Below are 15,410 nucleotides of genomic sequence, written 5' to 3'. Positions count from 1 at the left end.
GACAAGATGCGAAGCATATCGCAACAACTCAACAAGATATCCAATAAATGTCGAGTTGCCACATAGTCAACAAGACTGCAATTTGATAGATAGCGAGTATAAATAACGGGAATAACCTCTTTGCATAAGTCTACTTCTCTTTTACCATTAGACTTATTTCTCAGATAGTTTACTGGCAGGAGTTGTTATGGCTTACCAAATTCCGTTTTCTGCACAATCACCATCCCCTTCTGCAATACTTCCCCTGACTTTAATTTCCCTTGATGATTGGGGAATAGTGACTGCCATTGGTGCTGACACACAAAAATATCTACAAAGCCAAATTACAGCAGATATTAACTCCCTGAATGAGAGCCAACACGTGTTGGCTGCACATTGTGATGCGAAAGGAAAGATGTGGAGTAATTTTCGGCTGTTCCAACGGGGTGAAGGTTTTGCCTATATTGAGCGCCGTTCATTATTGGAAACGCAATTAACTGAATTGAAAAAGTATGCCGTGTTTTCCAAAGTAACCTTTACCAAAGATGAAGAAAGCATCTTGCTCGGCGTAGCCGGAACAAGTAGCCGGGAAGCGCTTTCTGCACTCTTTCCAATCCTGCCCGATGCTGAATCCCCTGTTATTCAACACGAAACCACAACGCTTCTCCACTTGGCACTTCCTGCCGAACGTTTCCTTATCATCACAAACAAAACAACTGCGACCCAATTAGCCGAAATATTAGTCGAGAAGTTTCAGTCACAATTAAATGACAGTCAGCAATGGCTGGCGCTGGAGATTGAAGCAGGGTTTCCTGTGATTGATGCTGTCAATAGCACACAATTTATTCCGCAAGCAACAAATCTTCAGGCAGTCGAAAACAGTATCAGCTTTAAGAAAGGCTGTTATACCGGTCAGGAAATGGTCGCCCGAGCCAAATATCGCAGAGCAAATAAACGAGCCATGTACTGGCTGGCGGGTAGTGCTTCTTCGCTACCCATTGCAGGTGATGATTTGGAATGGCAATTGGGCGATAAATGGCGTCGGACAGGTTCTGTGCTAGCGGCGGTTAAACTGGCTGATGATTCAGTCTGGATACAAGTTGTCATGAACAATGATATGGAAGCAGGCAGTATATTCAGAATCCGTGAAGATGAAGGTAATACTCTGACGATCCAAGCATTGCCTTATTTATTAAATGAAGAACAATAATTATTGAGGTTTTTGTATGTCATTAACTGTACCTCCTGTTGATTTTGGTCCTTTTACCGATGTTATTGCATTTATCATGGAACTGGACAAATTAAAATATGTCCATCGCAAAACAAAATTACTGAACAATGAGCGCCACGAAAATTCTGCTGAGCATAGCTGGCATTTTGCTCTTGCAGTTATCGGCTTTGCGCCTTATGCCGGAGATGTGAATATCAGCCGTGTCGTGCAGATGGCTCTAATTCATGACATTGTTGAAATCGATGCTGGAGATGTCATTGTTTTCGATCTGGCCGCCCGTGAAGCTATCCAAGAACAAGAAATAAAAGCAGCCAATCGTATTTTTGGTATGCTTCCTGACGCCCAAAAAGAGTATTTTCTGGAACTTTGGCATGAATACGAAGACGCTATCACTCCTGAGGCGCTGTTTGCCAAAACTCTCGACAGGATAATGCCTATGTTTATGAATCTGTATAACCACGGTCAGAGTTGGGTTGAGAATGACATTCGTTTTGAACAAGTTTACAACCTGCTGCATTTTGTTTCCGAAAGTTATCCTGAACTCTGGAAGTACCTGCTACCACAATTGGAAGCAGCAAAAGAAAAAGGCTGGCTAAAATAATTCTCCCATCTTTATCTTCTAATTAAGCTGTCAGATATCATCTCTGACAGCTTCAATTTATGGTGTTTTTATTCCATTAAATTACCTGCTTACAGCCCGGATTTGAATCCCATCGAACCCAAATGGGCTGAAGCAAAATAATTTATTTATTATTAACGATAGTCATCAATCGGTGCGCACGAACAATGTAAATTGCGGTCACCATAAACATCATCAAGACGTTTAACTGTCGGCCAATATTTATTGGCTTTGGTTTCTACTGTCGGGAAAACAGCAATTTCACGGCTGTATGCATGGTTCCAGTCAGAAACCAGTTCAGTCTGAATGTGTGGTGCATTAACCAATGGATTGTCCTCCAAAGGCCATTCTCCTTTCGCCACTTTGCTGATTTCTTCCCTAATTGCCAACATAGCATCAATAAAGCGGTCGATTTCCACTTTGCTTTCTGATTCTGTTGGTTCAACCATCAAGGTACCCGCTACAGGGAATGACATGGTTGGTGCATGGAAACCATAGTCAATCAAACGTTTGGCGATATCCATCTCACTGATGCCGAACTCTTCTTTCAACGGACGGATGTCCAGAATACATTCGTGGGCAACATACCCCCCACGTCCGGTATAGAGGATCTCGTAAGCCCCTTTCAGGCGAGCAGCAATGTAATTTGCATTCAAGATCGCAACTTGGCTGGCTTTTTTCAGCCCTTTTGTCCCCATCATGCGAATGTACATCCAGCTAATTGGCAAAATGGAAGCACTGCCAAATGGGGCGGCGGATACTGCACCCAATGTGGATATGCCATCCATTTCTACTACTGAATGCCCCGGTACAAATGGCGCAAGGTGTTTTTTCATGCCAATCGGTCCCATACCCGGGCCACCGCCGCCATGAGGAATGCAGAAGGTTTTATGCAGGTTCAGGTGTGAAATGTCCGCGCCAATAAAACCCGGTGTAGTAATACCCACTTGGGCATTCATGTTCGCACCATCAAGATAAACCTGACCACCGTGTTGGTGAATGACATCACAAATTTCACGGATGGTTTCTTCATATACGCCATGAGTTGATGGGTAAGTCACCATGATACAAGCAAGGTCATCACGATGTTTTTCTGCTTTTTCACGTAAATCAATCAGGTCAATGTTGCCTTTGTTATCGCAATTCACGACAACAACGGTCATACCCGCCATATGTGCGGAAGCCGGGTTTGTACCATGAGCTGAACTTGGGATTAAGCAAATATGGCGATGTTGTTCACCACGGCTGGCGTAATATCGGCGGATCGCCAGTAAACCAGCATATTCTCCTTGCGCGCCCGAATTTGGCTGCATGCAAAATGCATCATATCCGGTTAACAGCACTAACCAGTGGGAAAGTTGACTGATCAGCTGATGATAACCCTGCGCCTGATCTTGTGGGCAGAATGGGTGCATGTCGGTGAATTCCGGCCATGTGATCGGCGTAATTTCCGCAGCCGCATTCAGTTTCATGGTGCATGAACCTAATGGGATCATTGCCTGATTCAAAGCCAGATCTTTACGTTCCAGACTGTGCATATAACGCATCATGTCAGTTTCGCTGTGATAACGGAGGAAGTTATCGTGCGTTAGGATCTTATCATGACGCAGCATGGAGGCGGGAATGGATTGGCTGCCTGCCGCTATTTCGCTATCGAGTATCTCGATATTCAATATCGAATCAGTACCCGTCAAGACTTGGAATAAGGTTACCAAATCATCGCGGCTGGTTCTTTCACTCAATGACACACCAACGGCACCCAGAAGATCGGTACGCAGGTTGATTTGCGCTTTCTCCGCTCTAGCCAATACCTGAGCCTTATCTGCAACTTCAACGGTCAGAGTGTCAAACCATGTTTGGTGGCGCAGTGTAATACCTGCTTTTTGCAAACCAGCAGCCAGAATATCAGTCAGGCGGTGAATGCGGTTAGCAATACGTTTCAGGCCTTCAGCCCCGTGATAAACCGCGTACATACCCGCAATATTTGCCAACAATACCTGAGAGGTACAAATATTGGAGTTCGCTTTTTCACGACGGATGTGCTGCTCACGTGTCTGCATTGCCATGCGAAGTGCTCTGTTACCGGCTGCATCACGGGAAACACCGATAATACGTCCCGGCATGGAACGCTTGAATTCATCACGGCAGGCAAAGAAAGCAGCATGAGGACCGCCATATCCCATCGGAACCCCGAAACGTTGAGCAGAACCAAATGCAATATCAGCACCTTGTTTACCCGGTGCTGTCAGCATAACTAATGCCATGAAATCTGTTGCAACGCTGACTATGATTTTGCGGTCTTTCAATTCCGCGATCAGGTCACTGTAGTCGTGAACTTCACCCGTTGTACCAATTTGTTGCAACAGAGCACCAAAAATGCCTTCCAATTCCAGCACTTTTTCCGCTTTATCAACAATGACCTCAAATCCAAATGTTTCAGCACGGGTACGTACAACATCCAATGTTTGTGGATGAATGTCATCTGCCACAAAAAAACGCTCAGCTCTTTTCAATTTGCTGATTCGTTTTGCCATTGCCATGGCTTCCGCCGCTGCAGTTGCTTCATCCAAAAGGGATGCTGAAGCGAGATCCAAACCTGTCAGGTCAATCGTCACTTGCTGGAAGTTCAGCAGGGCCTCCAATCGACCTTGAGAAACCTCCGGCTGGTAAGGCGTATATGCGGTATACCAGCCTGGATTCTCCAGTAAGTTACGCAAAATAACCGGCGGGAGTATTGATGGTGCATATCCCATACCGATATAAGATTGATAACGCTGGTTCTGGCTCGCTATCGCTTTCAATTCAGCCAGTGCTTGTTGTTCTGTCGCACTTTCACCGATTGCTGGTGGCTCTGACAATGCAATATTGCAGGGAACAATTTTATTTGTCAGATCATCAAGAGAATTTGCACCAACTGCCGCCAGCATGTCTGTTTGCTGTTCAGCAGAAGAACCAATGTGGCGACGAATGAATTCACCTTGATTTTCAAGTTGGATTAGTGTCTGAGTCATTGATAATAATTTCCTGAAACTAGCTAAAAAATGGCTAACAAAAAAACGCCCCATTCACAACGTGATATGGGGCGGTAAAAAATAATTATTCGTCTTCTAAGAGTGATTGATAGCTTTCAGCATCAAGCAAATTAGTCAGTTCACTCTCATCAGTAATTTTGATGCGGAACAACCAACCTTCGTTATAGGGTTCACTGTTCACTAACTCAGGGGAACCTTCCAAGTCGGGGTTAACTGCGATAACTTTACCGCTTAACGGTGCATAAATGTCAGAAGCGGCTTTCACTGATTCCACAACTGCACAATCATCACCATTGGTTACTTCTGTACCGATTTCAGGCAAGTCAACAAAAACCATATCACCCAATAGTTGTTGGGCATGTTCAGTAATGCCTACTGTGTATTCACCATTGCCTTCCGAACGAATCCATTCATGTGATTCTGTATATTTTAATTCTGCTGGTACATGACTCATAGCTGCCATCTCCTTGTTCTTTATTGATTAATCAAAAAATTACAACAATCAAGACATTAGTTGAAAAATCACTCTACGAGAGATTTTCCCATTCGCACAAAACCGGGTTTAACAATCTTAACGGGCATTTCACGATTACGAATTTGGACAATCGCCTGTTCGCCAATACCTTGCGGTACACGTGCAAGAGCGATGCTGAATCCTAAGGTCGGGGAAAATGTCCCGCTGGTAATAACACCAGAACGCTCCTCTCCGGAATCATTTGTGAAGCTGACGGTTAATCCACCACGCAATACCCCTTTTTCACGCATAACCAGCCCAACTAATTGTTCAGTACCTGTTTCACGCAGCCTTTCCAGCGCTTCCCGACCGATAAATTGGCGATCTTCCGGTTTCCAGGCAATCGTCCATCCCATGTTAGCCGCCAGAGGTGAAATAGTTTCGTCCATTTCCTGACCATAAAGGTTCATGCCCGCTTCAAGGCGCAATGTGTCACGCGCACCTAATCCCGCTGGTTTCACACCGACTGCCAGCAACTGTTGCCAGAAATCTTCGGCCTGCTCTTTCGGTAATGCGATTTCATACCCCGCCTCGCCGGTATAACCTGTAGTCGCAAGGAATAAATCCCCCGACTGGACACCGAAGAAAGGTTTCATTCCTGCTACAGCCTGCTTTTGTTCATCACTTAACAATAATTGAACTTTGGGTTGTGCATTTGGCCCTTGAACAGCAATCAGAGCTAAATCATCACGCACAATGATTTCAACATCATATTTCGCTACATGTTGTTGAACCCATGCTAAATCTTTCTCGCGGGTTGCTGAGTTAACAACCATGCGATAGAAATTATTAGTGAAGAAATAGACAATCAAATCATCAATGACACAACCAGAAGCATTCAGCATTCCGGTATAAAGCGCTTTACCTTGTTCGGTCAGTTTAGCGATGTCATTTGCCAGAAGGTAACGGAGGAAGTCATGGCAGCCAGTACCATGCAGATCCACAATTGTCATGTGGGAAACATCGAACATACCAGCATCAGTACGTACAGTATGGTGTTCGTCGATCTGTGAACCGTAATGCAGAGGCATCATCCAGCCATGAAAATCCACCATGCGTGCTCCGCATGCCAAATGTTGATCATATAGTGGGGTGTGTTTTGACATTATTTCCCTCTTTCCATTCTTGACATGAAAACATTCGTGATCTGAAAAAACATACAGCGTATTAACCGACAGATGTTGGATCATGAAGCAAAGAAGCGGTTAACCACGCAAACGATACCTTGGAACCAGAAGTTATCACTGAAAATAGAAATGAACCATAAAATAAATTAGCTACGCTGAAGTGATAACTTAAAAAACGTTCATTATGATGCAGAATTTTTGTCTGATTTACTGTATCAGCACACACAAAATTTGTAATAAATGGCAGGAATTTATTTTTTTAATCAGAAAATGACTAAAGTGTGAAGCAAATCTACTGAACACACCCTAGCCTAATATTAGAAAAAGTAATCCCAAATGAACTACTAAATTAGATTTTTTCAACCGAAGAGGTCGGAGAAATTAGCCAATCAGGGAGATCATTAAGTCCCATTGCATGGCGAAGTAACTGAGGTTTCACCCCTGGTAAATGATCAGCCAATGCTATTCCGATATCACGCAGTAACTTTTTAGCGGGATTATTACCATCAAATAGCTGACGAAAACCCTGCATACCTGCCAGCATAATCGCAGCACTGTGTTTGCGGCGACGTTCATAACGCCCAAGGTAGAGATACTGACCAATATCTTTGCCTTGCCGGTTCAAACGATTCAATTCACCAATCAGTTCTGCCACATCCATAAATCCTAAATTGATGCCCTGACCAGCCAAAGGGTGGATAGTATGTGCCGCATCTCCCAAAAGTGCTAACCGATGTGCAGCAAAGTTACGGGCATAACGCCCCACCAATGGTATGGTTTGTCGATCACTTATCAGCTCACATTGACCAAGTCTCATATCAAAGGTCACGCTCAATTGCCGATTAAATCGTTCTGGTTCCATTATATTAAGCTGCTGCGCGGATTCGGCCGGCAGCGACCAGACAATCGAACATAGATGAGGATCTGACAATGGCAGGAAAGCTAATATTCCATCACCATGAAACACCTGACGCGCAACACTTCCATGCGGTTCCGCAGTCCTAATGGTTGCTACCAACGCGTGATGCTCATAATCCCAGAAAGTCAGCGGAATATCTGCATGATAACGCAGCCAAGAGTGTGCACCATCAGCCCCTACGACTAACCGTGAAGTCAGCATTCGCCCATCAGATAAAGTAATGAAGGCTTCATTTTCCCCCCAGACAACATTATTGAGAGACGACGGGGTAAAAATTGTCACTTCTGGTAGATTTTTGGCATGTTGCCAGAGTGCCTGTCTGATCACATGGTTCTCAATGATATGCCCGAGGTGTGTCAGGCCATGTTCCGACGTATTAAACTGGATTCGACCGAAACTGTCTTGATCCCAAACTTCCATCCCCTGATAAGGACTGGCTCGCATTTCAAGAATACTTTGCCAAACACCAAGGTAGGTTAGTAATCGTTCACTGGCTGCATTGATGGCTGAAACACGCAGCGCATGTTCATCATTGGCATCAAATATCTTTGCCGGTGGATATTCTTCTACAACCGCGATGCGTAAACCGCTGCCTTGCAAACCACAGGCCAGCGCAAGGCCAACCATCCCACCCCCTGCGATCACCACATCAAATGATTGCATGTTTTTCTTTCCTCTTAATCTGCCAGTGATGATTGAGCAACCCAACCCAATGTCTGCCGGGCAAATAGATCCCGCATCAGTGGTAATGTTTCCATCGTCATCAGGCCAAAACTACGTCCAATCTTTAACGGCAAATAGTCATTGGCAAATAGCCTAACCAATCCGTCTGTAATACCAATAGTCGCTTCACGATCTGCATTGTGCTGCTGTTGATATTGGACCAAAACCTTATAGCTGCCAATATCCATCCCTGAAACCGCCGCCTCTGAAATAACCTTTGCCAACGCCATAACATCACGCATTCCCAAGTTAAAGCCCTGTCCTGCAATCGGGTGTAAAGTTTGGGACGCATTGCCTATCAATGCCAAACGGTGGCTGACCTGCTTGCTGGATGTTGATAAAGCCAATGGATAACTGTGTTGCTGACCAGTTTCCAACATTTTACCCAAACGCCAGCCAAACGCTTTTTGTAAGTGTTGGAGAAACTCACGCTGATTCCAACTATTGATCTCCGCCTGTTTTTCCAGCGGGTGACACCATACCAGTGAACTACGCCCTTCAGGCATCGGCAATAGTGCCAATGGCCCATGTTCCGTAAAGCGCTCAAATGCCCTTCCCTGAGGATGTTCAGATGTCAAAACATTAGCGATAATTGCCACCTGACCATAAGATTGCCGCTGATATGGAATATGGCACGCTTGAGCTATCGTGGAATGGCTACCATCCGCAGCTACCAGTAATTCTCCCGTCAGTTTTTCACCACTATGCAGGGTGACAGTGACTGAATTTTCTAAACGTTCAACGGAATTTACTTTCGCCGGACAATAAAGTTTGATATTCGGTGACTGTTTTAATAAATCAAAGAGATGAATTCCAGCGTCATATAATTCAATTACATTTCCCAAAGCCGGAATATCATAATCATCAGCGCGGATGTTAACGAAACCGCAATGACCACGATCGCTAACATGAACGTGAGTTATTGGAGTAACACTATGTTTTAGCGCAGGCCATACATCTATCAGATTCAAGCTCTGACATGTACCATAGGCTAAGGCAATGGCTCTCGCATCAAAACCTGGATGTTCCTGAGCAGGTTCTGCTGTTTCAATCAAGGAGACTTGCAATTGCCCCCGGCTCAAGGAAGAAATAGCCAGAGCTAAAGTGGCTCCTGTCATTCCCCCACCCACAATAATCACGTTCATTATAATTTCCTGATTGCTGAAATATTAACTCTGTCTTGCCTGCGCCATCAGCACTTCTATTTCATCCGGATCTTTCACTACATATTCAGTCAGGTTTTCATTACCCGCTTCTGTGATCACGATATCGTCTTCAATGCGGATGCCGATGCCTCGATATTCCATCGGAACATCTGCATCCGGCGCAATGTAAAGCCCCGGCTCCACAGTCACCACCATGCCCGGTTCCAGAATGCGATCACGATCGATGCCGTAATGACCCACATCATGTACGTCCAGCCCTAACCAATGACTCAAACCATGCATGAAAAACTGGCGATAAGCATTGGTCTCAATCAATTGCTCGACTTCACCGTGCATAATTCCGAGTTTCACCAACCCTTCAACCATAATTCGCACAACCTGCTCAGTGACTTTACTCATGCTGATGCCCGGTTTATACAGGTCAAGGGCAACATTGATGGCTTCCAGCACAATGTCATAAATTTCACGTTGAGGACGCGTAAACTTGCCATTAACCGGGAACGTCCGCGTAATGTCACCGGCATATCCTTCATATTCGCATCCCGCATCAATCAACACTAAATCACCGTCTTTCATTCGACGTTCATTTTCCGTGTAATGAAGAATACAGGAATTTTCTCCTGCACCGACTATGGTGTTATAAGCAGGATAACGGGCGCCCTGATAAGTAAATTCATGATGAATTTCCGCTTCAAGTTGATATTCAAACATGTCTGGACGGCAAACCTGCATCGCTCTTGTATGCGCTTGCGCACTGATTCGCCCAGCCCGACGCATGATTTCCAGCTCAGCTTCCGATTTGAACAGTCGCATTTCATGCAACCAAGGACGCCAATCCGCTATGACAGACGGGGCTTTGAGATTACGGCGACTATTTTTACGTAATTTATCCAAGGCACTGAATACAATATTATCAGCGTATTCAAGCTCCCCTTGGGCGTGATAGATCACTTCCAGACCATTTAACAGTAGATAGAGTTGTTCGTTGAGATCATCAAATGGCAGGGCGCGATCCACACCTAACTTTTCCAATGCCGCTTCTTGACCAAGACGGCGACCAAACCAAATTTCCGCCGTCAAATCACGAACACGATTAAACAACACGCTATGATTATGAGTTTCATCGCTTTTGATCAGTACCAGAACTGATTCCGGCTCACTGAACCCTGTCAGGTACAGAAAATCACTGTGCTGGCGATAAGGATATTCGCAATCTGAATTACGTGTCGCAGGCGGGGCAGAAAAAATGATGGCCGCGCTGGCCGGTGCCATTTTTGACAATAATGCCTGACGACGAGATAAATATTCTTGTTTAATCATACCCTCTCCTGCGATTTAATTATTATTTAGTTGGTATATTGCCAATTAGTGCAACGTTGGCTTGTCATTTTTAGTAGTGCCTGATTTTTTTGGCGTTGCCAAAGCGATGTAGCAAAGCTGAACTGCAACACGAATATATTCCAATACTTCCTCAAGAGCCTGAGCCAGTTCTTCCTGATCTTCGTTCTCGTCATATCCCAGCATGCCGATGTTACGTAAATCAGTGACGATTTCCTGAATTTCGGGTTTTTCTGTCAATTTAGGATTTGCCACGCCTAATCCCAGCAAGAAGTGATTCACCCATCCTGCCAATGCATCCGCGCATTCAAAAATGCCTGCATCTTCATCAGGAAGCAGTAAATTAAACGCAAAATTACTGTCATCCAGTGATTCAAATGTCGTTTCATATAATTCTCTGAGCGGCAGAGATAAAGTCTGAGAAAATGCCAGACCATCATTAGCAAGATCATGCACCAATGTTTGCCAACTACTATCATGATTTCCACCACATAGTAATCCACTGATTAAGCCGTGCATTTCTGCTGCTGTCAGCGCAACGGACTGTTGATGCAAAATTTCATCAAATGATTGATAATTAGGTAATGAGTTTTGTATAGACATGTATATTGATCATCGTTGGCGATATAAGTTCATGCTATGCTACCATCAAGGGGAGTCGCTATACCAGACAGCACACATCGATATAAGAGGGGGCTTTTGGTATTGTACAGTAATGATTGGTGTCGGCCTTGTTTTTATACCAAAATTAACTTTGTGCCCAATAGATTTTAAATTGTAATTCAACCAACTATATCCAATGGATTTCGGGTTACAGCCGACAAAGCTGCAACTTGAAAGATACAGGGTATAAACTGCAATTTGAAAGATGAAGGGTATATGTCAAAATCAAGGTATCGGCGCAGTAATAAATCAGGAAGGTGTCATGTCTGCACAACCAGTAGATATTCAGATTTTTGGGCGGTCATTACGTGTCAATTGTCCACCAGAGCAGATAGAAGCATTGCAAGCTGCTGCGGAGGAACTTGATCAGCGTTTACATAACCTCAAAGAACGCACCAGAGTCACTAATACTGAGCAACTGGTTTTTATTGTGGCACTGAATGTCTGTCACGAGTTGGCACAGGAGAAAGTGAAAACCTGTGATTATGCTTACAATATGGAACAAAAAATAAAAATGCTCCAGCAGACCATTGAGAATGCATTGTTAGAACAAGGTAAAATTACCTGATACTCCTTACCCGTCAATGGATTAGGTTTTGTTGATAAATCAGGCAGTAGTTACTCTAGATTAATATAAGCAGTTGCTTTCTTCATTCAGTTCCATACAATAGGTTTCATAGCGCTGCTTAGAGTCTATTTAGTTGGTTTAAGCAGCAAAAAATTTTCTCTGAGGTGTTCGTCAGCAGGTAAGTCCCCTGAGCCGATATTTCATCTCTATAGAATGTGGTGCTCTGTCTCTTGTGAGCATGCTTGGCTAGACCAAGAAGCCTAATAGGGGCGACACTACGTTCACCTTGAACCAAGGGTTCAAGGGTTACCACCTGCAACGGCATCTTGGAGAAACCCAATTTTTTATCTGTTTTGTGTCCTTTTCTGCGTCAATAGGCAGGTATTATGCAATCAGATTCCTTTACGTCTCCCCATCCTTTGTCTTTACGAAACTCCATCAGAAAAAAGATCCGGCAATTACGTCAAAGTGTCTCCCCTGAAAAACAGTTACAATTAGCTCAGCAAGCAACCGAACGAATCATTACTCATCCTAAAGTTCAGCAGGCTAACAAAATTGCGCTGTATCTCTCCTTTGATGGAGAATTAGATACTCGTCCATTAATTCAACAACTTTGGCAACAAAATAAACAGGTCTACTTGCCAATATTGCATCCTTTCAGCCAACATCATTTGCTGTTCCTTCGTTACCAAGCTGATACTCCCCTTATTAAAAACCGTTTTAACATAGAAGAGCCTTCTTTGGATGTCCGACAGGTTCTACCCATCCCTGAGCTTGATCTTATGTTTATTCCACTCGTTGCTTTCGATCGCACGGGACAACGTTTAGGAATGGGGGGCGGGTTCTACGATAGAACGCTCGCAAAATGGCAACAACAAAATTTCTACCCCATCGGGTTGGCACATGATTTTCAATTGGTTGAAACATTACCCAGCGCAAGCTGGGATATTCCTCTGCCAGAGATCATTACACCAGAAAAAACATGGCAATGGATATAAATTTTTAACTCATTGAGAGGGAGTATTGAAGAAGACAATACTCCCTGTTTTTAATCAGCTCAGTTTCTTTTATCAATAAAGCAAGCGAGAACGGATCGTGCCAGGCACGGCTTTCAATTGTTGTAATACCAATTCAGCTTGAGCCGTATTTTGCGTCGTGATATCGATTACCACATAACCAATATCGCCTTCAGTCCGCAAATATTGCGCTTCAATATTGATTTCCTGATCAGTGAAGACTTGGTTGATGTTGGTTAAGATGCCCGGACGGTTTTCATGGATATGTAATAATCGGTTAGTATCCTTAGCATGGATAGGCAATGAAACTTCCGGAAAATTAACCGCTGACAATGTGGAGCCGTTATCAGAATATTTGACTAACTTACCTGCGACTTCATAACCGATGTTCTGTTGGGCTTCCTGTGTTGATCCCCCGATATGTGGTGTCAGCAGTACGTTGTCAAATTTACTTAATGGCGAAGTGAAAGGCTCGCTGTTTGTTGCAGGCTCCACTGGAAATACATCAAGTGCAGCGCCAGCAAGGTGCCCAATCTCCAACGCTTCACTTAAGGCAGGAATATCCACAACAGTACCGCGCGATGCATTGATCAGAATTGAACCTGGTTTCATCAGTTCCAACTCTGTTGCACCAATCATATTTCTGGTTGAGTTTGTTTCGGGAACGTGCAGACTCACAACATCGCTCATATTCAACAATTCAGATAGATGATGGACTTGCTGTGCATTGCCCAATGGTAATTTGTGTTCTATATCATAGAAATAAACATTCAGGCCGATATTTTCAGCCAAGATACCCAACTGTGTACCGATATGACCGTAACCAATAATACCGAGTTTTTTTCCGCGAGCTTCATAACAACCTGTTGCCTGCTTATCCCAAACGCCTCTGTGAGCTTTCGCATTTGCTTCAGGAATACGACGCAACAGCAACAGCAACTCACCCAATACCATTTCAGCTACAGAACGAGTATTGGAAAATGGTGCATTAAAGACTGGAATACCGCGTTTTGCCGCGGCCTTCAGATCCACTTGGTTGGTACCAATACAGAAACATCCCACTGCAACCAATTTTTCTGCTGCGGCGAAAATTTCTTCAGTCAACTGAGTACGCGAACGAATTCCCACAAAGCGTGCATCACGAATCGCATCTTTTAACGCTTCCGGCTCCAATGCACCTTTGTGATATTCTATATTGCTGTATCCAGCCGCTTTCAAATTGTCTACTGTGCTTTGATGAACGCCTTCCAGTAGCAGAAATTTAATTTTGTCCTTTTCTAAAGATACCTTAACCATTTGCCCACCCTAGTTGTACTTATACCCTTCATCTTTCAAACTGCCGCTTTGTCGGCTGTAACCCGAAATCCACTGGGTATAATTTTCTTAACACCGATAGATTCCACCAAAATAACAAAAAAAACGACAACAGCAAGACAACCGATTGCTTATATCACAGAATAAGCAACAGTAAATAAGTTGTTATGCAAAGTAAAATAATTCGTTACAGGACAAAAACAGGGTTTTGAGGTTTTTTTAGACAGAAAAGTGATATATATCACCAAATTTTCTTTTTTTGAATAAATACTAAAATATTTTGAGGACAGACTATTCTGCCCTCAATAAATGGTCACTCTGTGAGAATTTTAACGCCGTTCTCAGTTCCTACCAGAACGACATTAGCGCCACGATTGGCAAAAAGGCCAACGGTTACCACACCCGCAATACCATTAATTTGGTTCTCTAACTCAATCGGATCAACGATAGAAAAATTATGGACATCCAGAATGTCATTGCCATTATCCGTCACCACGTTTTCACGATAGACCGGGGTTCCTCCCAATTTCACCAGTTCACGAGCAACATGGGCACGTGCCATTGGGATAACTTCAACCGGGAGTGGGAATTTACCCAATACATCTACTTGCTTAGAGGTATCAATAATACAGATAAATTTCTTTGCAACAGCGGCAATGATTTTTTCTCGGGTCAATGCTGCGCCACCACCTTTGATCATTTGCATCTGACCATTGATTTCATCAGCGCCATCAACATAAATATCCAAAGCATCAACATCATTGCAATCAAATACAGGAATGCCGAGACTTTTCAATTTTTCAGTCGATGCTTCTGAACTGGACACCGTGCCTTTAATTTTATCTTTGATTGTTCCTAACGCATCAATAAAATGCGCTGCCGTTGAACCCGTACCAACACCTACGATTGTATCTGGTTTGACGTATTCCAATGCCGCCCAGCCCACTGCTTTTTTCAGTTCATCCTGAGTCATATCAATCACAGCCTATAATCAGTTACAAGGAAAAATCTGACGACTAGTATAAACAATATTGCCTCATCCCACGAAAAAATATGGCATAGTGCTACCCAGTCCACATAATGTTATTCAGAATTCAATGGTTATTTAAACCAGGATTTCAGATGCAGCGCGACGACAAGGAACAAATCTCAGGGAGTATAGATAGCTGTATGTTTATAAAAATGGAGAGTCTTATTTTCA

General features: G+C 43.7%; 13 protein-coding genes and 1 other RNA gene. 5 read left to right on the top strand and 9 right to left on the bottom strand.

What is annotated here, in order from left to right; genetic code table 11:
* Window positions 1-187 precede the first annotated feature (187 nt).
* Together ygfZ and AACQ81_RS03895 are read left to right on the top strand one after the other, a co-directional pair.
* Window positions 188-1,189 (top strand): tRNA-modifying protein YgfZ, encoded by a 1,002-nt coding sequence (ygfZ, locus tag AACQ81_RS03900; RefSeq protein WP_237386384.1) that lies wholly within the window; start codon window positions 188-190, stop codon window positions 1,187-1,189.
* A 16-nt stretch (window positions 1,190-1,205) separates the two neighbouring features.
* Window positions 1,206-1,811: an HD domain-containing protein gene (locus AACQ81_RS03895; RefSeq protein WP_237386383.1), complete on the top strand. Its 606-nt coding sequence runs from the start codon at window positions 1,206-1,208 to the stop codon at window positions 1,809-1,811.
* Between the two features lie 152 nt (window positions 1,812-1,963).
* Here the strand turns inward: AACQ81_RS03895 and gcvP are convergent, their stop codons facing one another.
* From gcvP to AACQ81_RS03860, 7 genes are all read right to left on the bottom strand, one after another.
* On the bottom strand, window positions 1,964-4,840 hold the full coding sequence (gene gcvP / locus AACQ81_RS03890; protein ID WP_237386382.1) for an aminomethyl-transferring glycine dehydrogenase: 2,877 nt from the start codon (window positions 4,838-4,840) through the stop codon (window positions 1,964-1,966).
* 85 nt (window positions 4,841-4,925) lie between these two features.
* Window positions 4,926-5,315 carry a glycine cleavage system protein GcvH gene (gene gcvH / locus AACQ81_RS03885; protein WP_092547414.1) on the bottom strand — a complete coding sequence of 130 codons (390 nt, stop codon included), beginning with the start codon at window positions 5,313-5,315 and terminating at the stop codon, window positions 4,926-4,928.
* A gap of 68 nt (window positions 5,316-5,383) precedes the next feature.
* Entirely contained in the window at window positions 5,384-6,481 is a 1,098-nt protein-coding gene (gene gcvT / locus AACQ81_RS03880; protein WP_237386381.1) for a glycine cleavage system aminomethyltransferase GcvT, read from the bottom strand.
* A gap of 370 nt (window positions 6,482-6,851) precedes the next feature.
* The gene (ubiI, locus tag AACQ81_RS03875; RefSeq protein WP_237386380.1) at window positions 6,852-8,084 is read right to left on the bottom strand and encodes an FAD-dependent 2-octaprenylphenol hydroxylase; all 1,233 of its coding nucleotides are present in this window, start codon (window positions 8,082-8,084) and stop codon (window positions 6,852-6,854) included.
* A gap of 14 nt (window positions 8,085-8,098) precedes the next feature.
* On the bottom strand, window positions 8,099-9,289 hold the full coding sequence (ubiH, locus tag AACQ81_RS03870; RefSeq protein ID WP_237386379.1) for a 2-octaprenyl-6-methoxyphenyl hydroxylase: 1,191 nt from the start codon (window positions 9,287-9,289) through the stop codon (window positions 8,099-8,101).
* A gap of 24 nt (window positions 9,290-9,313) precedes the next feature.
* Complete coding sequence (gene pepP / locus AACQ81_RS03865) at window positions 9,314-10,630, bottom strand: Xaa-Pro aminopeptidase (protein WP_237386378.1); 1,317 nt, start codon at window positions 10,628-10,630, stop codon at window positions 9,314-9,316.
* 45 nt (window positions 10,631-10,675) lie between these two features.
* Window positions 10,676-11,251, bottom strand: a complete 576-nt coding sequence (locus AACQ81_RS03860) for a YecA/YgfB family protein (RefSeq protein WP_237386377.1) — start codon at window positions 11,249-11,251, stop codon at window positions 10,676-10,678.
* Window positions 11,252-11,573: 322 nt separating this feature from the next.
* On the opposite strand from AACQ81_RS03860, the gene zapA reads away from it, so the two are divergent.
* The 3 genes from zapA to AACQ81_RS03845 all read left to right on the top strand — a co-directional run bounded on the left by zapA (window position 11,574) and on the right by AACQ81_RS03845 (window position 12,877).
* Window positions 11,574-11,879: a cell division protein ZapA gene (gene zapA, locus AACQ81_RS03855; protein ID WP_092547424.1), complete on the top strand. Its 306-nt coding sequence runs from the start codon at window positions 11,574-11,576 to the stop codon at window positions 11,877-11,879.
* Between the two features lie 153 nt (window positions 11,880-12,032).
* Window positions 12,033-12,216, top strand: a non-coding RNA gene (gene ssrS / locus AACQ81_RS03850) — 6S RNA.
* A gap of 49 nt (window positions 12,217-12,265) precedes the next feature.
* Window positions 12,266-12,877: a 5-formyltetrahydrofolate cyclo-ligase gene (locus AACQ81_RS03845; RefSeq protein ID WP_237386376.1), complete on the top strand. Its 612-nt coding sequence runs from the start codon at window positions 12,266-12,268 to the stop codon at window positions 12,875-12,877.
* Window positions 12,878-12,949: 72 nt separating this feature from the next.
* Here AACQ81_RS03845 and serA read toward each other — a convergent pair whose 3' ends face one another.
* Both serA and rpiA read right to left on the bottom strand, forming a co-directional pair.
* On the bottom strand, window positions 12,950-14,191 hold the full coding sequence (serA, locus tag AACQ81_RS03840) for a phosphoglycerate dehydrogenase (RefSeq protein WP_237386375.1): 1,242 nt from the start codon (window positions 14,189-14,191) through the stop codon (window positions 12,950-12,952).
* 331 nt (window positions 14,192-14,522) lie between these two features.
* Window positions 14,523-15,182, bottom strand: a complete 660-nt coding sequence (rpiA, locus tag AACQ81_RS03835) for a ribose-5-phosphate isomerase RpiA (RefSeq protein ID WP_237386374.1) — start codon at window positions 15,180-15,182, stop codon at window positions 14,523-14,525.
* Window positions 15,183-15,410 lie beyond the last annotated feature (228 nt).

Source organism: Xenorhabdus sp. Sc-CR9 (genome assembly GCF_963897815.1).
In the GTDB taxonomy this organism is placed as follows: domain Bacteria; phylum Pseudomonadota; class Gammaproteobacteria; order Enterobacterales; family Enterobacteriaceae; genus Xenorhabdus.
This window is presented reverse-complemented; position numbering and strand designations above follow the sequence as displayed.

Bases quoted from the DNA above. Each gene is read 5' to 3' on its own strand.
- ygfZ (WP_237386384.1), top strand. From the start codon at position 188: ATGGCTTACCAAATTCCGTTTTCTGCACAATCACCATCCCCTTCTGCA.
- AACQ81_RS03895 (WP_237386383.1), top strand. From the start codon at position 1,206: ATGTCATTAACTGTACCTCCTGTTGATTTTGGTCCTTTTACCGATGTT.
- gcvP (WP_237386382.1), bottom strand. From the start codon at position 4,840: ATGACTCAGACACTAATCCAACTTGAAAATCAAGGTGAATTCATTCGT.
- gcvH (WP_092547414.1), bottom strand. From the start codon at position 5,315: ATGAGTCATGTACCAGCAGAATTAAAATATACAGAATCACATGAATGG.
- gcvT (WP_237386381.1), bottom strand. From the start codon at position 6,481: ATGTCAAAACACACCCCACTATATGATCAACATTTGGCATGCGGAGCA.
- ubiI (WP_237386380.1), bottom strand. From the start codon at position 8,084: ATGCAATCATTTGATGTGGTGATCGCAGGGGGTGGGATGGTTGGCCTT.
- ubiH (WP_237386379.1), bottom strand. From the start codon at position 9,289: ATGAACGTGATTATTGTGGGTGGGGGAATGACAGGAGCCACTTTAGCT.
- pepP (WP_237386378.1), bottom strand. From the start codon at position 10,630: ATGATTAAACAAGAATATTTATCTCGTCGTCAGGCATTATTGTCAAAA.
- AACQ81_RS03860 (WP_237386377.1), bottom strand. From the start codon at position 11,251: ATGTCTATACAAAACTCATTACCTAATTATCAATCATTTGATGAAATT.
- zapA (WP_092547424.1), top strand. From the start codon at position 11,574: ATGTCTGCACAACCAGTAGATATTCAGATTTTTGGGCGGTCATTACGT.
- AACQ81_RS03845 (WP_237386376.1), top strand. From the start codon at position 12,266: ATGCAATCAGATTCCTTTACGTCTCCCCATCCTTTGTCTTTACGAAAC.
- serA (WP_237386375.1), bottom strand. From the start codon at position 14,191: ATGGTTAAGGTATCTTTAGAAAAGGACAAAATTAAATTTCTGCTACTG.
- rpiA (WP_237386374.1), bottom strand. From the start codon at position 15,182: ATGACTCAGGATGAACTGAAAAAAGCAGTGGGCTGGGCGGCATTGGAA.